Consider the following 16296-nt stretch of genomic DNA (forward strand, 5'->3'; position numbering starts at 1 on the left):
GCCTCCGCCAAAAAACGGAGGTCTAGCAGGACTGGCATACTTTTATATCGGTGAGGCACGCCAGAAAATGGCGCACTTTATTCCCGGTGTTCTCAAAGGTAGCTATTGTTGTGCGTACGCAATTCAAGCGGCGGGAGTTGCTTTTGCGTACGCTTCAGACAATAGACGCATTCGTAGTTTCGTCTGGAAAAGGGGCGAAATTCAGTAAGTACATTGTGACGGATTCTTCGGATAATATTGATTTTTCATGGCCGGATACATCAATTATACGCTTTAGCCTAGCCGCCGCCGGTGATACGCGCTTCAAACTTGTGCGGCTTGCAGCAGAGTGCATTGACGCTGAATATTTGTGGTTTGTTGACGATGATGATTGGTTATTTCCAAATGAGGCGGGGCGGCTTGGGCTTATAATTAATGTGTCCCCAAGATCGGCTATTTTTTTTATCCGTACGCAACAGTTTCGAGAGGTAGCTTTTCCAACTGGCACGCCAGATGTCGTCGCACATTACACATCGTATCCTAGTCGCGTATTCGAGCCGTCCGATTTTTTTGACTCATTGAGCGGTCATAACCATACGCCTTTCTGCGGAGCCATTTTCCCCAGAGAAAGCATCTTGGAAATACCAAAGGCGGCGATACATTGCGTAACCTATTTCGAAGATTATCTTTGTATTCTGTGGGTGTTGCTTTCCGGGAAGGCCACGCCGGTGGTCTTCGATGCGCTCCTGGTTGGGATTTCAATTCGCGAATCCGGTAATTCTATCACGCTTACGGATCGTACCGAATGGAACAGATCCTTGGGAGAAATTGCTTCACTGGTGTGCAATTTGTCTGGAGGGCCAGATTTATTTTCCGCGTATATTAAATCTGGTCGGCAGACGGTGCACCAGTCCGGTGAGATCGAGGCGGTGAGGGCCGTACTTGCTTCCGTATATGCGTCCAGTTCTTGGCGCGTCACGCGACCATTGCGCGTAGTTGGACGAGTTGCAGCTGCCATTCGCAGGCGTCTCTTGGCGGGCGCATTGAAGCGTCATTGAGCTTGGTGCGCATGCATGGCAGATGCTTATAGGGGGCTTGCCAATTACAGGGCGGCCAAGACCTCTGGTTCCATGCGCTTGATGGCGTCGGTTGGGGCCGTCGATATCTATTGCGGCGGCTTCGCCACCACCTCCATCCATGGTCAGCCCTCATATTTGTCCGCGGTTTGGCGGATATGGGCGTAGCGCTTGAGCGTGTTCCAGCGGCGGTGTCCGCTAACGGTAGCGACGTTCGGGATGTTCCAGCCCATCTCGAACCGCCGCGAGATCCCCTCGTGGCGCATGTCATGGAAATGCAGATCCTCAATGCCCAGCGTCTTGCAGGCGCGGGCGTGTGATGAGGAATGTCGTGCGTCTGCTGCGCTTGCTGTGTAACGACCCAGTGAAAACCTACTCATGCTCCAATGGAGAAGGTAGCAATGAGTTTGACGATGGACGACGGCATTAAGCGCTGGACGGCGAAGCGTAAGACAGCGCTGGTGATTGAGGTCATTCAGGGCCAGACGACGGTGGCTGAGGCCAGTCGGTCATTTGACCTGTCGCCTTCGGAGATCGAGGGCTGGGTCGACGACGCCAAACGAGGGATGGAAAATTCCCTGCGCGCCAAACCGCTCGACATTCGCGAGCAATACGCGAAGCAACTGAAGGATCTGCAGGAGGCCTATGGTGAGGTCATGCTGGAGTTGCGCGCGCGAAAAAATACCAGGCCCTGCTGGATGCTGCGGACGACAAATGATCCAGAGCATCCAGCAGGGCCTTCTCGCTGAAGGCATCAAGGTTCCTCTGACCAGGCTTTGCGCCTGGTTTGGCGTGCCGCGCCGGACGGTTTATTACAGGGCCGCCAAAGCCGTTCCGAAGGTTGATCCGCGCTTTGCCGAGCCCATCAAGGCGATGATCGAGCAGGAACCGTCTTTCGGTTACCGGACCGTGGCCTGGCTCCTGGGGTTCAACAAGAACACGGTCCAGCGGGTATTTCAGCTCAAGGGATGGCAGGTTCGCAGGCGTCCTGTCGGCATGCGTCCGCGGATCGAGGCAATCCCGTCGGTCGCGACCGGGTCTAATTAGCGCTGGTCGACGGACATGTGTCGGGTCTGGGCAGGAAAGGACCGCTGGACCACGCTGGCGCTGGTCATCGACTGCCACACCCGCGAACTGCCGGGCTGGCATCTGTCACGCTCCGGCAAGGCCACGACAGCCGCCAGCGCCCTGGAACACGCGCTGATCAACAGGTTCGGTACGCTGGGTCGCGTCGCGAAGGAATTCCTGCTGAGATCTGACAACGGCCTTGTTTTTACCAGCCAGAAGTTCACGGCGCTGGTCCGCGGCTATGGCCTCAAGCAGGAGTTCATCACGCCGCACTGCCCGCAACAGAATGGCATGGTCGAGCGCGTCATCAGAACCCCGAAGGAGCAATGCGTTCATCGCCAGCGCTTCGACAGCATACAGCACGCTGCCCGCGCAATCGGGGACTGGACCGGCTTCTACAACCATCGCCGGCCGCATCAGGCCCTGAAAATGAAAAAGCCAGCACAGGCATTCGCCTTAGCGGCATAACCTGAGCAGATTCCGGTGGGGCATTACATCATGGAAATGCAGATCCTTAATGCCAAGCGTCTCGCAAGCGCGGGCGTGCGATGAGCCAGCAGATTCGCCATTCCATGGGAATATGCGCTCATCCGTCTTCGGCATCGCCTCAATAATGGCGCGCGCCTCGTCAGTCAGCGTCACGTGGGTATGGTTCCGCGCCTTGTTGCGCGGGTCTTTCATGGACCGGATGAGTATCCGGTTGCCCTCGTAGTCCTCCCAGCGGATCCGCGTAATTTCCTCGATCCGTCGCGTCGAGAAAATCGCGAAAGCGAGATGTGCGTCATGGGGGAGGCGTTGGCCCGCCGGTCCATGAAGTGCTTCATCAGTCGGTCGAGTTCGTCGAGGGTAGGGCGCCGGTCGCGCTCGTTGCTTCTGGCGATGAGGCCGAGACGCCGGGCCACCGCGAGGGCGTCGACCATGGCATGCTTGTCCAGAGGGTAGCTCCTTGCCGGCTTTGCGACTTCCATCACCGCAGACAGGCCGCTGGGATAGCCCGCGACTGTTGATGCCTTCCGCGTCTTTGCGAGGTCGCTCGCAAAGCCCACGATGCGCTGGCTTGTAATGTCATCGCACCGTGCCTGGGCGAATTCTGACTTGCTCAGGAAATCCATGACCTGAGCGCGCGACCGGCCGATGGATCGCTTGTTCTCGGCTGTAAATCTCTTGATGGCGTCGGCGAGCGTGATGACTGGCCGCGACGCCCGGTCGAGTGCTCCGGGTTCGCGCAGCTCCGTTTCCCGCTTGGCGATCCAGGCAGAGGCAACCTGACGCCTGTCAAATGTCTGGTTCTCGCGGTAGACGACCTCGCTCTGGCGTTTGATGGCGATCCTCGCCAGATAGGCGGTACTGCCGTCAGCGCGCTTCCGCGCCACGATGGTTCCCATATCGGTATCACACACCCCGCGCCAGTGTCACAATGTGATACCTAACCCGGAAGAATGCCCCCTGAAAGCCGAAAAATACGCAGCCATACGCACCATGACGGACGCCACGCACCAACCAGGAACCCAAGGAACGCCAACGATTCCCGCCAGTCCATCGCCCTGGCGGTTCTGCGTGGCTCCGATGATCGACTGGTCGGATCGGGAATGCCGGTTTTTTCACCGGCTGCTGAGCCGTCGCGCCCGTCTTTATACGGAGATGATCACCACCGGCGCCATCATACATGGCGACCGGGCGCGGTTGCTGGGGTACAGCCGGCAGGAGCATCCAGTCGCCGTCCAGCTGGGCGGCAATGATCCGGCGGCGTTGGCGCAGTGTGCCCGCGTTTGCGCTGACCTTGGCTATGACGAGGTCAACCTCAACGTAGGCTGCCCGTCGGATCGGGTGCAGGATGGGGCCTTTGGCGCCTGTCTGATGCGGCAGCCGGAGCTGGTGGGCGATTGCGTCGCCGCCATGAAGGCGGCGGCGCCCATTCCTGTCACCGTGAAGTGCCGCATTGGCGTCGATGATCAGGACCCCGAAGTTGCCCTTGAGGAACTGACCCGCGCGGTGGTTGCCGCCGGCGTCGACGCCCTCATCGTGCATGCGCGCAAGGCTTGGCTGCAGGGGCTTTCGCCGAAGGAAAACCGGGATATTCCGCCGCTCGATTACGATCGCGTGCATCGTCTGAAGCAGGCCTGGCCTGATCTGCCGGTCATCATCAATGGCGGCCTTGTGTCGATCGACGCCGCGAAAACGCAGTTGAAGGCGCTCGACGGCGTCATGCTGGGGCGCGCCGCGTACCAAAATCCGGGGCAGTTGTTGCAGGTCGATCCCGAACTGTTCGGCGAGGCGGCGCCTGTGGCTGGCGAGCGCGACGCCCTTGAGGCGCTCTTGCCCTATATTGATGAGCGCCTGCAAGCGGGTCTGCGTCTGTCGCAGATCACCCGTCACCTGCTGGGTCTGTTTCCCGGGCAGCCGGGCGCCCGGGCTTTCCGTCGCCATCTCGCCACGCACGCCACAAGGCCTGGCGCAGACCGGCAGGTGCTCATCGACGCCATGAACATGGTGCGGCCTTTCCCGGAACGTGTCGCGGCGCAGTAGGGCGGTTGCCGCTCGCCGGCAAGGCTGGCAGTCTCGCCAACAGGCATTGCCCGCGGCGATCATGTTCGCCTGTGGGGAAGTCGTCTCAGACAAAAATCAGGGTGATCCGGCGCTGAACGACCGGTTCGCCGGCGAAACAGGGAGAACGCCATGGTCGATGCAGCGCACGCCGATGCGGGGCGGCAACCGGAGTTCGATCCGCTATCGCGCCCGCTTGTTCCGCTGCGCGGATTTGATGAGCTGAAGGTGGGCGAACGTTATCCGTGCCCGGCGCGCACCATAACGATGGCGCACTTTTCCGCGTTTCAGGTGGTGAGCGGCGACAATCACCCGATCCACTACGACAGGGCCTATTGCCAGGCGACCGGCCACCCGGATCTGCTGGCCCATGGCCTTCAGGTGTTAAGCGCCACGGCGGCGGGGGCGGGGCTTTTCCCGCACGTGATAGGCCCGAAGCTGATTGGCTTTGTTGAGGTGCAGGCCAAATTTCTCAAGGGCGTGTTTCCGGACGACACCCTGTATCCGCTGCTGGAGATCACCGAACTGGTTCGCCAGCGCACCACGGGCCTGGTCCACATGCGCGCCACGGTGGAGAACCAGAAGGGCGAACTGGTGCTGGAGGGGCGGCACTCCTACCTGTTGCGGCTGTAGGGCCGGGCATGAACGGTGGGAGCGTTTCTGTCCGGCGCCTTGCATATGGCGCTTCACCAGGTCCGCGGATCTGTGTGCCTGTTCCGCGGGGCCGGACCGTGTTGCGCGGGCCGGCGCCGCCTGCTGGCCGCCCCATGATCTGGCGCCTCCGCTCCCTGCCGGCAGCGGGCGGCGCCATTGGGGGCGCGACGTCAGAAACGCATCGTCAGGCGGTCGGTCAGCGCCTGTTCCTGCCGCCCATCCCGGCCGATTGTTGTCGTCACGGAGAGGTCGTTGCTGATGAAGCCGGCGAGCATCACGTTGAGGCCGAGTTTCAGTTCGCCGAATGCGGCCCGTTCGGCGGGCGTCCGGTTGCGGATCACCAGGCCTGGCGCGCTGTGAAATGACGCGCTAACCGTATGCTCCGAAGCATCCGGCGCGATCGCGATGCGCAGATCGGCTGTTGGCGACACGACAAGATCGCCGAAAGCGGTCGTTGTATACCAGCCGCCCGACAGTTGCAGTCCCGCGTCCAGCACGGTGCGGTCAAGCCGGTCCTGCCCGACAGCCTGGGTCAGCAGGGGCAGGCCATGCTCGTCATAGCCCCTCATCCTGTAGCCGGTATGGCGCACGCCGGCGATTGGCGCCAGCGTCAGGCCGCCGCCGATATCGAAGCGCCGCCCCGTCTCCACGGCCAGCGTATAGCCTGTGCCTTTCGGGGCGCCGGTGATGAGATCGCCGGCCAGCAGGCCTGCGCGCGTTGTTTTCAGGTTGCTGTGGTTGACGCCAAGCACCGCGCTGGCGAACCAGCCCTGGTAGTCAACGCCGGCGAACAGCGCCGCGTGCAGGGCGTCGCCCTTCTGCCGGCTGATCGCCGCTGACGATTGCAGATCATCGCCGCCAAGGGCGATGCCCGCCCGCCAGTACTGGTTGAAGTCCACGCCGAAGCCCGCGGCAAGCGACTGGCGCTCGCCCCGATAACGCTCGCTGTCCCCGGCCTGCGGCGCGCGGGCGCGGGAAAGCTCGCCGCTGGCGAAGCTGAAAAGGCTCGGCCCGGCCAGTTGCGAGGGTCCCACCGGGGTAATTTTGCGCGCCGATCCCCACAATATGGAGCGGCTGAAAGCCTCGGCGGCCGCCACGCTGTCCCGTCCGGGCCGGTCAAGGCCGGCGCCGGCGCTCACATGGTTGGCGATGATCCGGGCGATGAGCCGGTGCGTCGCCGCCGTTGGGTGCAGGTCGTCGAAGAAGATATGCCGGTTCTGGACATCCGCGGGCGCCTTCGCGCAAGCCGGGTCGCCCATGCAGGCGTTTACGGTGTCGTCAAAGCCATAGCGGTGGGGATCCGCCAGGAACATGCGGAACGCCATATCCGCGTTGATAAAATAAAGGTTCATCCCGGTGCGGGCGTTGAGAAGTTGCAGCCCCTGCAACAGCGCCTGGTTGTGCGCGGCGCTCACGGCGTCAGCCAAGTCGCCCAGCGGCCCGCCATTCAGGATGGGCGCCTTGCCAAGCGGCGGCAGGCCAAGAATGACCGCGCGCCGGGCCCCAAGCGCGAACATGCTGCCGACGCCCTGGACGATATTTGTCGCCGCGCTCCGCACCACCGGCTCGAAAATGGCGCGTCGCTCCGCGTCGTCGCCAAACAGCAGATCCAGGATATGGGCCCGCGCCGCGTCGATATAGTCGTTGGCGCCAACCCATGTCACTGGCAGGTCGGAGGCGGAAAACCGTCCGCCGCCCGCGGCGAACTTCGCGATCTGCGCGGTAAAGCCGGGCAGGCCAGGCGCCTCATTGACCGTCGCGCCCGATGTGGCGCCGCCATAAGCCAGATCATTGCCAGCGCTCCAGCCCATGCCGAGGAGGCCAGGCAGGTTCTCGACAAAGGTTGGGCCATTGGAGTAGCGGCCGTGGAAATAGGGGGGCGACGCGGGCTCCCTGTCCCCGGTGGCGTGGTAGACATTGCCATTGTCGACAAGGCTGTCTCCAAAGCCGAATACCTGGCCAGGCGCGCGAGCCTGCGCCGCTGTCGCCGCCAGCGTGGCGGCGACGCCGATAATGACAAGTCGGAACATGGGAAACCTTCCAGCGGGTTATGAGCGTTCACTGGACGCTGGTTTCACGGCGCCGCCTATCCCCGGTTGGCGGCGCCCGGTTAACGCTATGTGATCAGGCGCGCTGTCGCCGACGGCAATGTGGACGGTGACGCGCGGCCGGCGAAACGTCATCCGGCGACAGCGCATCGCCCCGGCGGAAACGTCGTGCGCCAGCATGAGACTTCACCTCGCCGGCCCACGCGGGTATAGCTGCGCCCATCCGGCGCCAGTTGGCGCCCCCACTGTCATGCGCCCCGTCCCGGGCGCGCCGCGCCTGATTGTCTGGCGTGTTTTTCCGCAGGAACGCCATGGCCGCCAGCTTTACCGGACTTCCGTTCGACGACATCCGCCACATGATCCGCGAATTGCCAGGCCCGGACGTGGACGCCGCGGCCAACGTGCGCGAACGTGATGCGGAGCTGACCAAGCCGGCGGGATCGTTGGGGCGGCTTGAGTCGCTGGTGGAATGGCTGGCCGCCTGGCAGGGGCGCTCAAAACCATCGGTCAATCGCCCGGTGGTGTGTGTGTTCGCGGGCAATCACGGCGTGACCGCGCGCGGCGTCTCTGCCTATCCCCAGAGCGTCACCCGGCAGATGCTGGAGAACTTCGCCGCCGGCGGCGCGGCGATCAACCAGATTTGCGCCGCGTATGATCTTGGCTTCAAGGTGTTCGATCTGGCGCTGGACGTGCCGACCGGCGACATCACCTGTGAGGATGCGCTGGACGAGAAGTCCTGCGTCGCCACCATGGCCTTCGGCATGGAGGCCATCGCCGGTGGAACCGATCTGCTGTGTCTGGGCGAACTGGGCATCGGCAACACCACCGTCGCCGCCGCCATCTTCGCCGCGCTCTATGGCGGCGAGGCCGCCCATTGGGTCGGGCGCGGCAGCGGCCTCGATAACGCCGGCATGGCGCGCAAGGTCGCCGCTGTCGAGGCGGCCATGGCGCATCATGGCGCCAATCTGAAGGACCCGCTGGAAATTCTGCGCCGCATCGGCGGCAGGGAGATCGCGGCTACCGCCGGCGCCATCCTGGCGGCGCGGGCCCAGCGTATTCCGGTGGTGATCGACGGTTACGTCATCACCGCCGCCGCCGCCATCCTGCACGCGCTGGAGCCGACGCTGATCGATCATTGCGTCGCCGGCCACTGCTCCGCCGAGGGCGCCCACGCCGACGTTCTCGAGCGGCTTGGCAAGAAGCCGATCCTCGATCTGGGCATGCGCCTCGGCGAAGGCACCGGCGCGGCCCTGGCCGCCGGCGTCATCCGCGCCGCCGTCGCCTGTCACAACGACATGGCGACCTTTGCGACGGCCGGCGTCTCCGGCAAGGGCGACGCCGGATGAGCCGCCGGATGCGCCGGGGGGCGATTTTCTCCCCCAGGCGTTTCAGCGCCGCTGACCTGCTGCTTGCGGCGTCGCTGCTGGCCGCGTGCGCCGCTGTCGTCACCATGCTGCCCGAAAAAGAGAAGGGCGAACTGCTGCAGGGGCGGGCGCGCGCCGTTGATGGCGATTCCGTGCGCCTCAATGGCGTCGAGATCCGGCTTGCCGGGCTGGATGCGCCCGAACTGCGCCAGACCTGCGAACGTAATGGCCAGAGCTGGAACTGTGGCGAGGCCGCCCGCAGCTTTCTGGCCGCGCGGCTTGGCCGCGCCGATGCGAGTTGCCAAAGCCAGGGGCTGGATCGCTACGGCCGCACCCTGGCCGTCTGCTCTGTCGTCGGAGAGGAGGTCAACGCCGCGTTGGTCCGCGACGGCATGGCCGTGTCCTATGGCGCCTACGGGCGCGAAGAGGCGGAGGCGCGCGCCGCCCGGCGCGGCATATGGGCCGGGCAGTTCATGACGCCGCAGGAATGGCGGCGGCTGCATCCCCGCAACGACCGCAAACGTTAGGGCCAGTCGCCAGCGCCACCGCGTGCGATAGCCGTTGCCAGATCGGTATGCGTCCGATGCATGGCCTGAATTTGACTTCTGCATCGAGCGGCTACTTACCCAAGGTCATGTGCGCTGGCGCACGTACGTCAGGTCATGGGCGCCGTATGGTGGGTTCATCAAATCCCGACGACCTCCGTAGAGATTTGACACAGCCCCCCTGAAGGCGTCGCGTTCCCCCCACGCGGCGCCTTTTCTTTTGCCTGGGGCCGCGTTCGGCGGCGCTCGCCGGCGTGATGTACGAAGACCCGGCCCGCGCCGCTGGAAGCACGTATGCCCCAGCTGCATGCGCGCCAGGGAATGCCCCTGCCAGAAACGCAAAATTTTGCATTTCGGGCCATGGAAGTTTTCCGGTTTGGGGAACCTCATGGCGCTGTCGGCGTTAAGCATGGGATCGCAGGGATCATTCTGGTCCCGACCCCGATCTTGAGACCCCCCTGACTTCAGGGCATGTCACGGCATGGCGACCTGTCGCCTCGCGGTGCATGCCCTTTTTCTTTGCTTCCAGGGCCGAACGGGGCCGGCAGGCGCGCGGCGCGTCGCGCCCATGTGGGTAAAGGGGCAGGCGGGGTCCCGGGGCTTTGCTGGCCTGTTGACCTCACGTGGGCGTGATGCTCCCCTGACGCCAGAACCGTATTGGGAGCCAGGGATGAAGCTTTACGAAACGCCGCGCACGCCGAATCCACGCCGTGTGCACATTTTCATGGCTGAGAAGAACATCGACATCCCGCGCGTGGCCGTCAATCTGGCGACCGGGGAGCACAAGGGCGACGCTTTTCGGAAGGTGACGGCGGTGCAGCGGGTGCCGGCGCTGGAGCTGGACGATGGAACCGTGATCGCCGAGTCGGTGGCGATCTGCCGCTATCTTGAGGAGCTTCACCCCGAGCCCGCCCTGTTTGGCCGCGACGCCAGGGAGCGGGCGCTGGTCGAAATGTGGAGCCGCCACGTGGAGTTCTACCTGGCCCAGCCGATCTTCGCCGCCTTCCGCCACATCAACCCGGCCATGGCGAGCATGGAGCAGCCGCAGATCACCGAATGGGGCGAGGCCAACAAGCTCAAGGCCGTGGATTTCATGCGCGTGCTGGATCAGGAACTGGCGACCCGCGCCTTCATCGCCGGCGATGCGTTTTCCATCGCCGACATCACCGCCATTTGCGTGGTTGATTTCGGCAAGGTGGCGAAAATCACCGTTCCCGACGATCTGGCGAACTTCAACCGCTGGCGGGTGGAGGTTTCGGCCCGGCCAAGCGCCAGCGCGACCTGAACATGCGCGTGACGGTCGCCGGATGTGGCGATGCCTTTGGCGCCGGGGGCAGGTTCAACACCTGCTTCCTGGTCCACGCGGGCGGCCGGACGCTGGCGCTGGATTTTGGCGCGTCCTCGCTGATCGCCCTCAAGAAGCTGGGTCTGGCGTCGACCGATGTCGACGCCGTGGTGGTGTCGCATCTGCACGGCGACCATTATGGCGGGCTGCCGTTCCTGCTGCTGGACAGCCAGTATGAGGCGCGCCGGCGCCGGCCGCTGAAACTGCTCGGTCCGCCGGGCATGGGCGCCCGCCTGCCGGTGCTGATGGAAGCCATGTTCACCGGCACATGGCGGACGGCGTGGCGCTTCCCCATGTCGGTGGATGACCTGCCGTTGCGGACGCCGACGGAGATCGCCGGCTTCACCGTGGAAAGCTTCGAGGTGATACATCCCTCCGGCGCGCCGGCCACCGCATTGCGGGTGCGCCATGGCGAGCGGCTGCTTGCCTTCTCCGGCGACACCGCCTGGACCGACGCGCTGGTTGACGTCGCCGATGGCGCCGACCTGCTGATCCTCGAATGCATGGGCCGCGGCAAGGGCCGGTACGGCGTCGTGCCTTCGCACCTCGATATGGAAACCATTGAGGCGAAACGGAGCAGCCTGCGGGCGCGGCGCATCATGCTGACCCACATGGGGCCGGGCATGCTGACGGAAGAGGCGGCCGCCCATGCCCGCGCGCGCGGCTACATGCTGGCGCGGGACGGGCTGGTCGTCGAGGTGTGAGCCCACGCGAACTGACCGTCACCGGGCGAACCTGGGGCGTTCCCCGGTTCGCCAGGCAGGCCAGGTTGCTCAGGCCCCGCCGGCCTTCGGCAGGCGGGCGATGAGGCTTGAGGTGTCCCAGCGCGCCCCGCCCAGCGCCTGCACCTCGCCGTAGAACTGGTCCACCAGCGCCGTCACCGGCAGGCTGGCGCCGTTACGGCGGGCCTCGGCCAGGCAGATCGACAGGTCCTTGCGCATCCAGTCGACGGCGAAGCCGAAGTCGAACTGGCCGGCGTTCATGGTCTTGTGGCGGTTCTCCATCTGCCAGGACTGCGCCGCGCCCTTTGAGATCACATCCACCACGGCTTCCACGTCCAGCCCGGCGTGCTGGGCGAAGCTGACGCCCTCGGCCAGGGCCTGCACAAGACCGGCGATGCAGATCTGGTTGACCATCTTGGTCAACTGCCCGGCGCCGGCCGGCCCCATCAGCCGGCAGGCCCGCGCGAAGCTGGCGATGACAGGCTCCACCCGGGCGTATTGCCCGGCGTCGCCGCCGCACATGACGGTGAGGGCGCCATTCTCCGCCCCGGCCTGGCCGCCCGACACCGGCGCATCAATGAAGCCAAGTCCACGGGCCGTGGCCTCTGTCGCCAGCTCCCGCGCCACATCGGCGGAGGCGGTGGTGTGGTCAACGAAAATCGCGCCCGGCGTCATGCCATGAAAGGCGCCGTCCGCTCCGATGGTGACCTGGCGCAGGTCGTCGTCGTTGCCGACGCAGGCGAACACGAAATCGCAGCCGGCGGCGGCCTCGCGCGGCGTCGCGGCGGCGCGTCCGCCATGACGGGCGATCCACGCGTCCGCTTTGGCGGCGGTGCGATTGTAAACCGTCACCGCATGCCCGCTGGCCTGCAGATGCCCGGCCATGGGAAAGCCCATCACGCCCAGACCCAGAAACGCTGCCTTCGCCATGCCGGCCTCCTTGTTTGTCCGCCGGAGCAAAACCCGTTCGCGTGGCGCCGGAATCCTGCCCTGCCCATTGATTCAACGCGTTTGGTTTAGCGCATTTTCCGCGCGCAGGTGATATCCGCCCCGCCACCGGCGCGCCTTGGGGCCAGCGCCGTGACAATCCCGGGCAGGCTCGCCGGCCGTGAACGAAGAACAGGCATTCACCAGAATCAAGACGTGTTTCGCTGGTCGGGGCCTGGGGGCCTCATGCGCCTGCCCCTTCAAAGGGGCGTGCGCCCCTGAGACGGACGCCGGCGACGCCCGGACAGCACGCATCAGCCGCGCGCCACGGACGCATTGACCGCCCCGGGGACGGCGCCTCATACCAGCGCCATGATCACCAGGGACCAGGTGCTGGCGGCGCTCGCCCGCGTGCCCGGACCGGACGGCGTGACGCCGTTGCCGGAAACGGGCCTCATGTCGGATGTCGCCATCAATGGCGACCGCGTTTACGTGGCGATCCGCACGGAGCCGGCGCGGGCCGCCGCCATGGAGCCCCTGTGCCGGGCGGCCGAGCAGGCCATCGCCGCGTTGCCGGGCGTCGCCGGCGCCCTGGTGGCGCTCACCGCCGAGGCGTCGCCGGGCGCTGGCGGACGCCCGGCGCCCGCGCGCGCGGCCGGCCATGGGCCGGGCGCCTCGCGCGCCGCGGCCGGGCGCAATCGCGCCGCCGTTCCCGGCGTGCGCCATATCGTGGCGGTCGCGAGCGGCAAGGGCGGCGTCGGCAAGTCCACCACCGCCTGCAACCTGGCCCTGGCGCTCGCCGGTCTCGGCCTCAGCGTCGGCCTGCTCGACGCCGACATCTACGGCCCCTCGGCGCCGCGCCTGTTCGGCATTTCAGAAAAGCCGGAGATGCTTGAAAACCGCATGCTGAAGCCGCCGGTGCGGTGGGGCGTGAAGGTGATGTCCATCGGTTTTCTGGTCGACCCGGAGGCGGCCATCATCTGGCGCGGCCCCATGGTGATGTCGGCCCTGCAGCAGCTGCTGCGCGAGGTGGTCTGGGGCGATCTGGACGTGCTGGTGGTCGATATGCCGCCCGGCACGGGCGACGCCCAGCTGACCATGGCGCAGAACGTGCCGCTGGCAGGCGCGGTCATCGTCTCCACGCCGCAGGACCTGGCCCTGATCGACGCCCGGCGCGGCGTCGCCATGTTCGACAAGGTCGACGTGCCGGTGCTGGGGGTGGTGGAAAACATGTCCACCTTCATCTGCCCCGCCTGCGGAACCCGCTCGGACATTTTCGGCCATGGCGGCGCCCGCCATGAGGCGGAGCGTATTGGCGCGCCGTTCCTCGGCGAGATTCCGCTACACATGACCATCCGCGAAACCTCGGACGCCGGCCGCCCCGTGGTGATCTCGGAGCCGGAAGGACCGCACGCCGCGGCTTACCTTTCGATCGCCAAAGCGATCGCCAGTCGCTTGGCTGCGGGAGCATCGGCCCGCCAGGCGCCGCGCATCGTCATCGACTGAGGAGACGCGTCTGCCCCCATCTGCCGCGCCGGGACCGGGGCTGGACGGAGGGCGGTCTGGAGGGCGGTGCTGGATCGGTGCTCCTCCGCAAGTCACCGGGTCTGTCGCGCCGGGGCGAGGGGCGGGGCGAGGGGCGGGGGAGGCAGGGACCGGAGCTAAAGCGCGCCAGTCAGGGCAGGCGTGGGTAGCCCCGGTGCGCCGCGCTTCCCTGATCGCAAAGCCCGCCAGACCCGCCAGCATTCGCCCCAAACCCTGCCGGCATTCGCCGCCGGGCGCCTGGAGCCCATGGCATGATCGGGGAAATCCGGATCCTGGTTTCGTAGAGTGAAGCGCGGGCGCGCAATGCGCCAACCCTGGCGCGTTTTCCGTGAACCGGTGATTATCCAGGACGCCCTGGCGCCCGCTTCGCGCAGCCACCCCCATGAACACTGGCGGCGGACGCCGGACTGACGTGGCGCTCCCGGGCGCGTTGGCGGGAGCCCTGTCCGCGCTTCCCTTCAGCGTATCGCTCGATGGCCGCGCCCTGAATGATACATGCGTATTACACCGTATTGTCGCAGGTTATTTCTGAATGACCAACCTGTGACAGGAAATTTCTTTTCAGAATAATTATGATTTGGCGCGCGCAGATGTCGCGGCGCGCTCGATAGTTGGCGGCTTTACTGGCCGAGATGGTTTTCATAGCATGTGAAAGCAGGCGGCCCGGGCGCGAACGCCCTGGTCTTGCGGATACACGGGGCCTCGCGGCTGTGGGGAGCGTGGCCGCCAGCGTCAGATTCGCGTGGAAGAGGAGGCGCACATGCCAGGCCGCCACGATATTCCAGTTTCCGGTTTCAACCCGCCTGTCCCTGGCGTGAAACGTCGCCGCGTCTGGGCCCTCCGGCGCGCCGGGCGGCGGCGTTCGCCCGTGGTCGGAGCCGTTCTTCTGACGCTTGCCGGCGGTTATGGCGTTTTCACCGGCGAATCGCCGGGCGACCCGGCGCGCGAGGGGCTCGCTCCACATCCCGACGCCGTGGGCGTTCTCCGGGAGCCGCGGCGCACGCCGGTCGTGTTCCAGGAGCGGGGCGGGCGCATCCTGGCGGTCGCGCGCCATGGCGCCGCGTGGTCCCCCGTTCAAAACCGGTGAGAGCCAGCTTCTGGTTCACGGGCCGCGACATGGCGTGCGGATGAGGGGCGCCGGCGCGGCGGGCGGCAGCTTAATCCTGTACATTCCAACCAATGTATGATGCCGGGAATGGTAATTTCTGTTGCGTGATGCTGGGCGCGCTGGTTTTCTTTTGCACGTGAATGGTTCTGCGCCGATCCACGGGAGGAAAACGCGATGAAGCGTCGTCAGTTTTTGCAGGCCGCCAGCACAGGCGTTGTGGGCGCTGCGGTTGCTTCTCCAGCCATCGCCCAGTCTGCGCCAGAAGTGCGCTGGCGTTGTACGTCGAGTTTTCCCAAGTCGCTGGATACTATTTTCGGCGCGGCGGAAGATTTCGCCAGGGCCGTTTCGGATATGACCGACGGCAAGTTCCAGATCCACGTTTTTGCGTCGAATGAAATCGTCCCTGGTCTCCAGGCGCTGGACGCCGTACAGGCCAGCACCGTGGAGATGTGCCACACGGCTTCCTATTATTACGTCGGCAAGGATCCTACTTTTGCCTTTGGCTCGGCGATACCCTTTGGCCTCAACGCGCGCATGATCAACGCCTGGTTTCTTACCGGCGGCGGTCTCGACATGATGAATGAGTTCTACAAGAAATATAACGTGACCATGCTTCCTGGCGGCAACACCGGCACCCAGATGGGCGGCTGGTTTCGCAAGGAAATCAATTCGGTTCAGGACCTGAACGGGTTGAAGATGCGCATCGCCGGCATTGCGGGCCAGATTTTGCAGCGCCTTGGCGGCGTGCCGCAGCAGATCGCCGGCGGCGACATCTATCCGGCGCTGGAAAAGGGCACCATTGACGCCGCCGAATGGGTCGGCCCCTATGACGACGAAAAGCTCGGCTTCGCGCGCGTCGCCAAATATTACTACTATCCCGGCTGGTGGGAGGGCTGCGCCGCCCTGAACTTCTTCTTCAATCAGGCCAAATTCAACGAACTGCCGAAAACCTACCAGGCGGTGGTGCGCACGGCGGCGCTGATGGCCAACCAGCAGATGCAGGCGAATTACGACGCCAAGAACCCGGGCGCCATCAAGCGTCTGGTCGCCGGCGGCGCCCAGCTCCGGGCATTCCCACAGGACGTCATGGAGGCCTGTTACAAGGTTTCGAACCAGCTTTATGATGAGATTTCGGCCAAGAACCCCGAGTTCAAGAAGGTGTACGACGCCGTTCGCACCTTCCGCAACGACTCCTATCTGTGGTGGCAGGTGGCTGAATACACCTTCGACAATTTCATGATCCGCGCCCGCGCAAGGGGAGGGTAGGGCTGATTGATGATGGCCAGGCCATGGCGCCGGCCAGAGCAGGGAAAACGCCAGCTTCCTCGGGCTGGCGTTTTGCTTTTTGGGGCCGCGGGGGCCCGGAGCGCT

15 protein-coding genes and 2 pseudogenes are annotated in these 16296 nt (G+C 64.9%); 12 read left to right on the forward strand and 5 right to left on the reverse strand.

The features are described 5' to 3' along the window. Window positions 1-143 precede the first annotated feature (143 nt). Window positions 144-1037 carry a glycosyltransferase family A protein gene (locus EV666_RS11640; RefSeq protein WP_132007905.1) on the forward strand — a complete coding sequence of 298 codons (894 nt, stop codon included), beginning with the start codon at window positions 144-146 and terminating at the stop codon, window positions 1035-1037. Window positions 1038-1180: 143 nt separating this feature from the next. On the opposite strand, the pseudogene EV666_RS11645 reads toward EV666_RS11640, so the two are convergent. Next, window positions 1181-1381, reverse strand: a pseudogene (locus tag EV666_RS11645) (tyrosine-type recombinase/integrase); the annotation flags it as partial. A 75-nt stretch (window positions 1382-1456) separates the two neighbouring features. On the opposite strand from EV666_RS11645, the gene EV666_RS11650 reads away from it, so the two are divergent. From EV666_RS11650 to EV666_RS18450, 3 genes and pseudogenes are all read left to right on the forward strand, one after another. After that, window positions 1457-1804 (forward strand): transposase, encoded by a 348-nt coding sequence (locus tag EV666_RS11650; protein ID WP_245514377.1) that lies wholly within the window; start codon window positions 1457-1459, stop codon window positions 1802-1804. Then, window positions 1770-2102: an integrase gene (locus tag EV666_RS18445; protein ID WP_132007911.1), complete on the forward strand. Its 333-nt coding sequence runs from the start codon at window positions 1770-1772 to the stop codon at window positions 2100-2102. Before EV666_RS11650 ends, EV666_RS18445 begins: the two co-directional genes overlap by 35 nt. Before the next feature lie 12 nt (window positions 2103-2114). Beyond that, a pseudogene (locus tag EV666_RS18450) lies at window positions 2115-2591 on the forward strand (transposase); the annotation flags it as partial. Window positions 2592-2800: 209 nt separating this feature from the next. Here EV666_RS18450 and EV666_RS11665 read toward each other — a convergent pair. Next, complete coding sequence (locus EV666_RS11665) at window positions 2801-3508, reverse strand: hypothetical protein (protein WP_132007917.1); 708 nt, start codon at window positions 3506-3508, stop codon at window positions 2801-2803. A gap of 94 nt (window positions 3509-3602) precedes the next feature. On the opposite strand from EV666_RS11665, the gene dusA reads away from it, so the two are divergent. Both dusA and EV666_RS11675 read left to right on the forward strand, forming a co-directional pair. Then, complete coding sequence (gene dusA / locus EV666_RS11670; protein ID WP_132007920.1) at window positions 3603-4649, forward strand: tRNA dihydrouridine(20/20a) synthase DusA; 1047 nt, start codon at window positions 3603-3605, stop codon at window positions 4647-4649. A gap of 150 nt (window positions 4650-4799) precedes the next feature. Continuing rightward, window positions 4800-5300: a MaoC family dehydratase gene (locus EV666_RS11675; protein ID WP_132007923.1), complete on the forward strand. Its 501-nt coding sequence runs from the start codon at window positions 4800-4802 to the stop codon at window positions 5298-5300. A gap of 191 nt (window positions 5301-5491) precedes the next feature. Here EV666_RS11675 and EV666_RS11680 read toward each other — a convergent pair whose 3' ends face one another. Beyond that, a complete protein-coding gene (locus EV666_RS11680; RefSeq protein ID WP_132007926.1) occupies window positions 5492-7351 on the reverse strand; it encodes an autotransporter domain-containing protein in 1860 nt (619 codons plus the stop codon). Between the two features lie 329 nt (window positions 7352-7680). Here EV666_RS11680 and cobT point away from each other — a divergent pair, with 329 nt between their 5' ends. The 4 genes from cobT (at window position 7681) to EV666_RS11700 (ending at window position 11327) form a co-directional block, all read left to right on the forward strand. Further along, window positions 7681-8715 (forward strand): nicotinate-nucleotide--dimethylbenzimidazole phosphoribosyltransferase, encoded by a 1035-nt coding sequence (gene cobT / locus EV666_RS11685; RefSeq protein ID WP_132007929.1) that lies wholly within the window; start codon window positions 7681-7683, stop codon window positions 8713-8715. Next, window positions 8712-9260: a thermonuclease family protein gene (locus tag EV666_RS11690; RefSeq protein ID WP_132007932.1), complete on the forward strand. Its 549-nt coding sequence runs from the start codon at window positions 8712-8714 to the stop codon at window positions 9258-9260. The genes cobT and EV666_RS11690 overlap by 4 nt, the downstream gene beginning before the upstream one ends. A 688-nt stretch (window positions 9261-9948) precedes the next feature. Then, the gene (locus EV666_RS11695; RefSeq protein WP_132007935.1) at window positions 9949-10563 is read left to right on the forward strand and encodes a glutathione S-transferase family protein; all 615 of its coding nucleotides are present in this window, start codon (window positions 9949-9951) and stop codon (window positions 10561-10563) included. A gap of 8 nt (window positions 10564-10571) precedes the next feature. Beyond that, entirely contained in the window at window positions 10572-11327 is a 756-nt protein-coding gene (locus tag EV666_RS11700) for an MBL fold metallo-hydrolase (protein ID WP_165909996.1), read from the forward strand. Between the two features lie 69 nt (window positions 11328-11396). On the opposite strand, the gene EV666_RS11705 is transcribed toward EV666_RS11700, so the two are convergent. Continuing rightward, on the reverse strand, window positions 11397-12275 hold the full coding sequence (locus tag EV666_RS11705; RefSeq protein ID WP_132007941.1) for an NAD(P)-dependent oxidoreductase: 879 nt from the start codon (window positions 12273-12275) through the stop codon (window positions 11397-11399). Window positions 12276-12644: 369 nt separating this feature from the next. Here EV666_RS11705 and EV666_RS11710 point away from each other — a divergent pair, with 369 nt between their 5' ends. Beyond that, window positions 12645-13778 (forward strand): Mrp/NBP35 family ATP-binding protein, encoded by a 1134-nt coding sequence (locus EV666_RS11710; protein WP_132007944.1) that lies wholly within the window; start codon window positions 12645-12647, stop codon window positions 13776-13778. 541 nt (window positions 13779-14319) lie between these two features. On the opposite strand, the gene EV666_RS11715 is transcribed toward EV666_RS11710, so the two are convergent. Beyond that, the gene (locus EV666_RS11715; protein ID WP_132007947.1) at window positions 14320-14871 is read right to left on the reverse strand and encodes a hypothetical protein; all 552 of its coding nucleotides are present in this window, start codon (window positions 14869-14871) and stop codon (window positions 14320-14322) included. A gap of 228 nt (window positions 14872-15099) precedes the next feature. On the opposite strand from EV666_RS11715, the gene EV666_RS11720 reads away from it, so the two are divergent. Beyond that, window positions 15100-16191 carry a TRAP transporter substrate-binding protein gene (locus EV666_RS11720; protein WP_132007950.1) on the forward strand — a complete coding sequence of 364 codons (1092 nt, stop codon included), beginning with the start codon at window positions 15100-15102 and terminating at the stop codon, window positions 16189-16191. Window positions 16192-16296 lie beyond the last annotated feature (105 nt).

The sequence above is a fragment of the Camelimonas lactis genome (assembly GCF_004342915.1).
Lineage (GTDB): Bacteria > Pseudomonadota > Alphaproteobacteria > Rhizobiales > Beijerinckiaceae > Camelimonas > Camelimonas lactis.

Coding starts and splice junctions, on each gene's coding strand:
- EV666_RS11650 (WP_245514377.1), top strand. CDS start 1,457: ATGAGTTTGACGATGGACGACGGCATTAAGCGCTGGACGGCGAAGCGT.
- EV666_RS18445 (WP_132007911.1), top strand. CDS start 1,770: ATGATCCAGAGCATCCAGCAGGGCCTTCTCGCTGAAGGCATCAAGGTT.
- EV666_RS11665 (WP_132007917.1), bottom strand. CDS start 3,508: ATGGGAACCATCGTGGCGCGGAAGCGCGCTGACGGCAGTACCGCCTAT.
- dusA (WP_132007920.1), top strand. CDS start 3,603: ATGACGGACGCCACGCACCAACCAGGAACCCAAGGAACGCCAACGATT.
- EV666_RS11675 (WP_132007923.1), top strand. CDS start 4,800: ATGGTCGATGCAGCGCACGCCGATGCGGGGCGGCAACCGGAGTTCGAT.
- EV666_RS11680 (WP_132007926.1), bottom strand. CDS start 7,351: ATGTTCCGACTTGTCATTATCGGCGTCGCCGCCACGCTGGCGGCGACA.
- cobT (WP_132007929.1), top strand. CDS start 7,681: ATGGCCGCCAGCTTTACCGGACTTCCGTTCGACGACATCCGCCACATG.
- EV666_RS11690 (WP_132007932.1), top strand. CDS start 8,712: ATGAGCCGCCGGATGCGCCGGGGGGCGATTTTCTCCCCCAGGCGTTTC.
- EV666_RS11695 (WP_132007935.1), top strand. CDS start 9,949: ATGAAGCTTTACGAAACGCCGCGCACGCCGAATCCACGCCGTGTGCAC.
- EV666_RS11705 (WP_132007941.1), bottom strand. CDS start 12,275: ATGGCGAAGGCAGCGTTTCTGGGTCTGGGCGTGATGGGCTTTCCCATG.
- EV666_RS11710 (WP_132007944.1), top strand. CDS start 12,645: ATGATCACCAGGGACCAGGTGCTGGCGGCGCTCGCCCGCGTGCCCGGA.
- EV666_RS11715 (WP_132007947.1), bottom strand. CDS start 14,871: ATGGCGCGCGACCGCCAGGATGCGCCCGCCCCGCTCCTGGAACACGAC.
- EV666_RS11720 (WP_132007950.1), top strand. CDS start 15,100: ATGAAGCGTCGTCAGTTTTTGCAGGCCGCCAGCACAGGCGTTGTGGGC.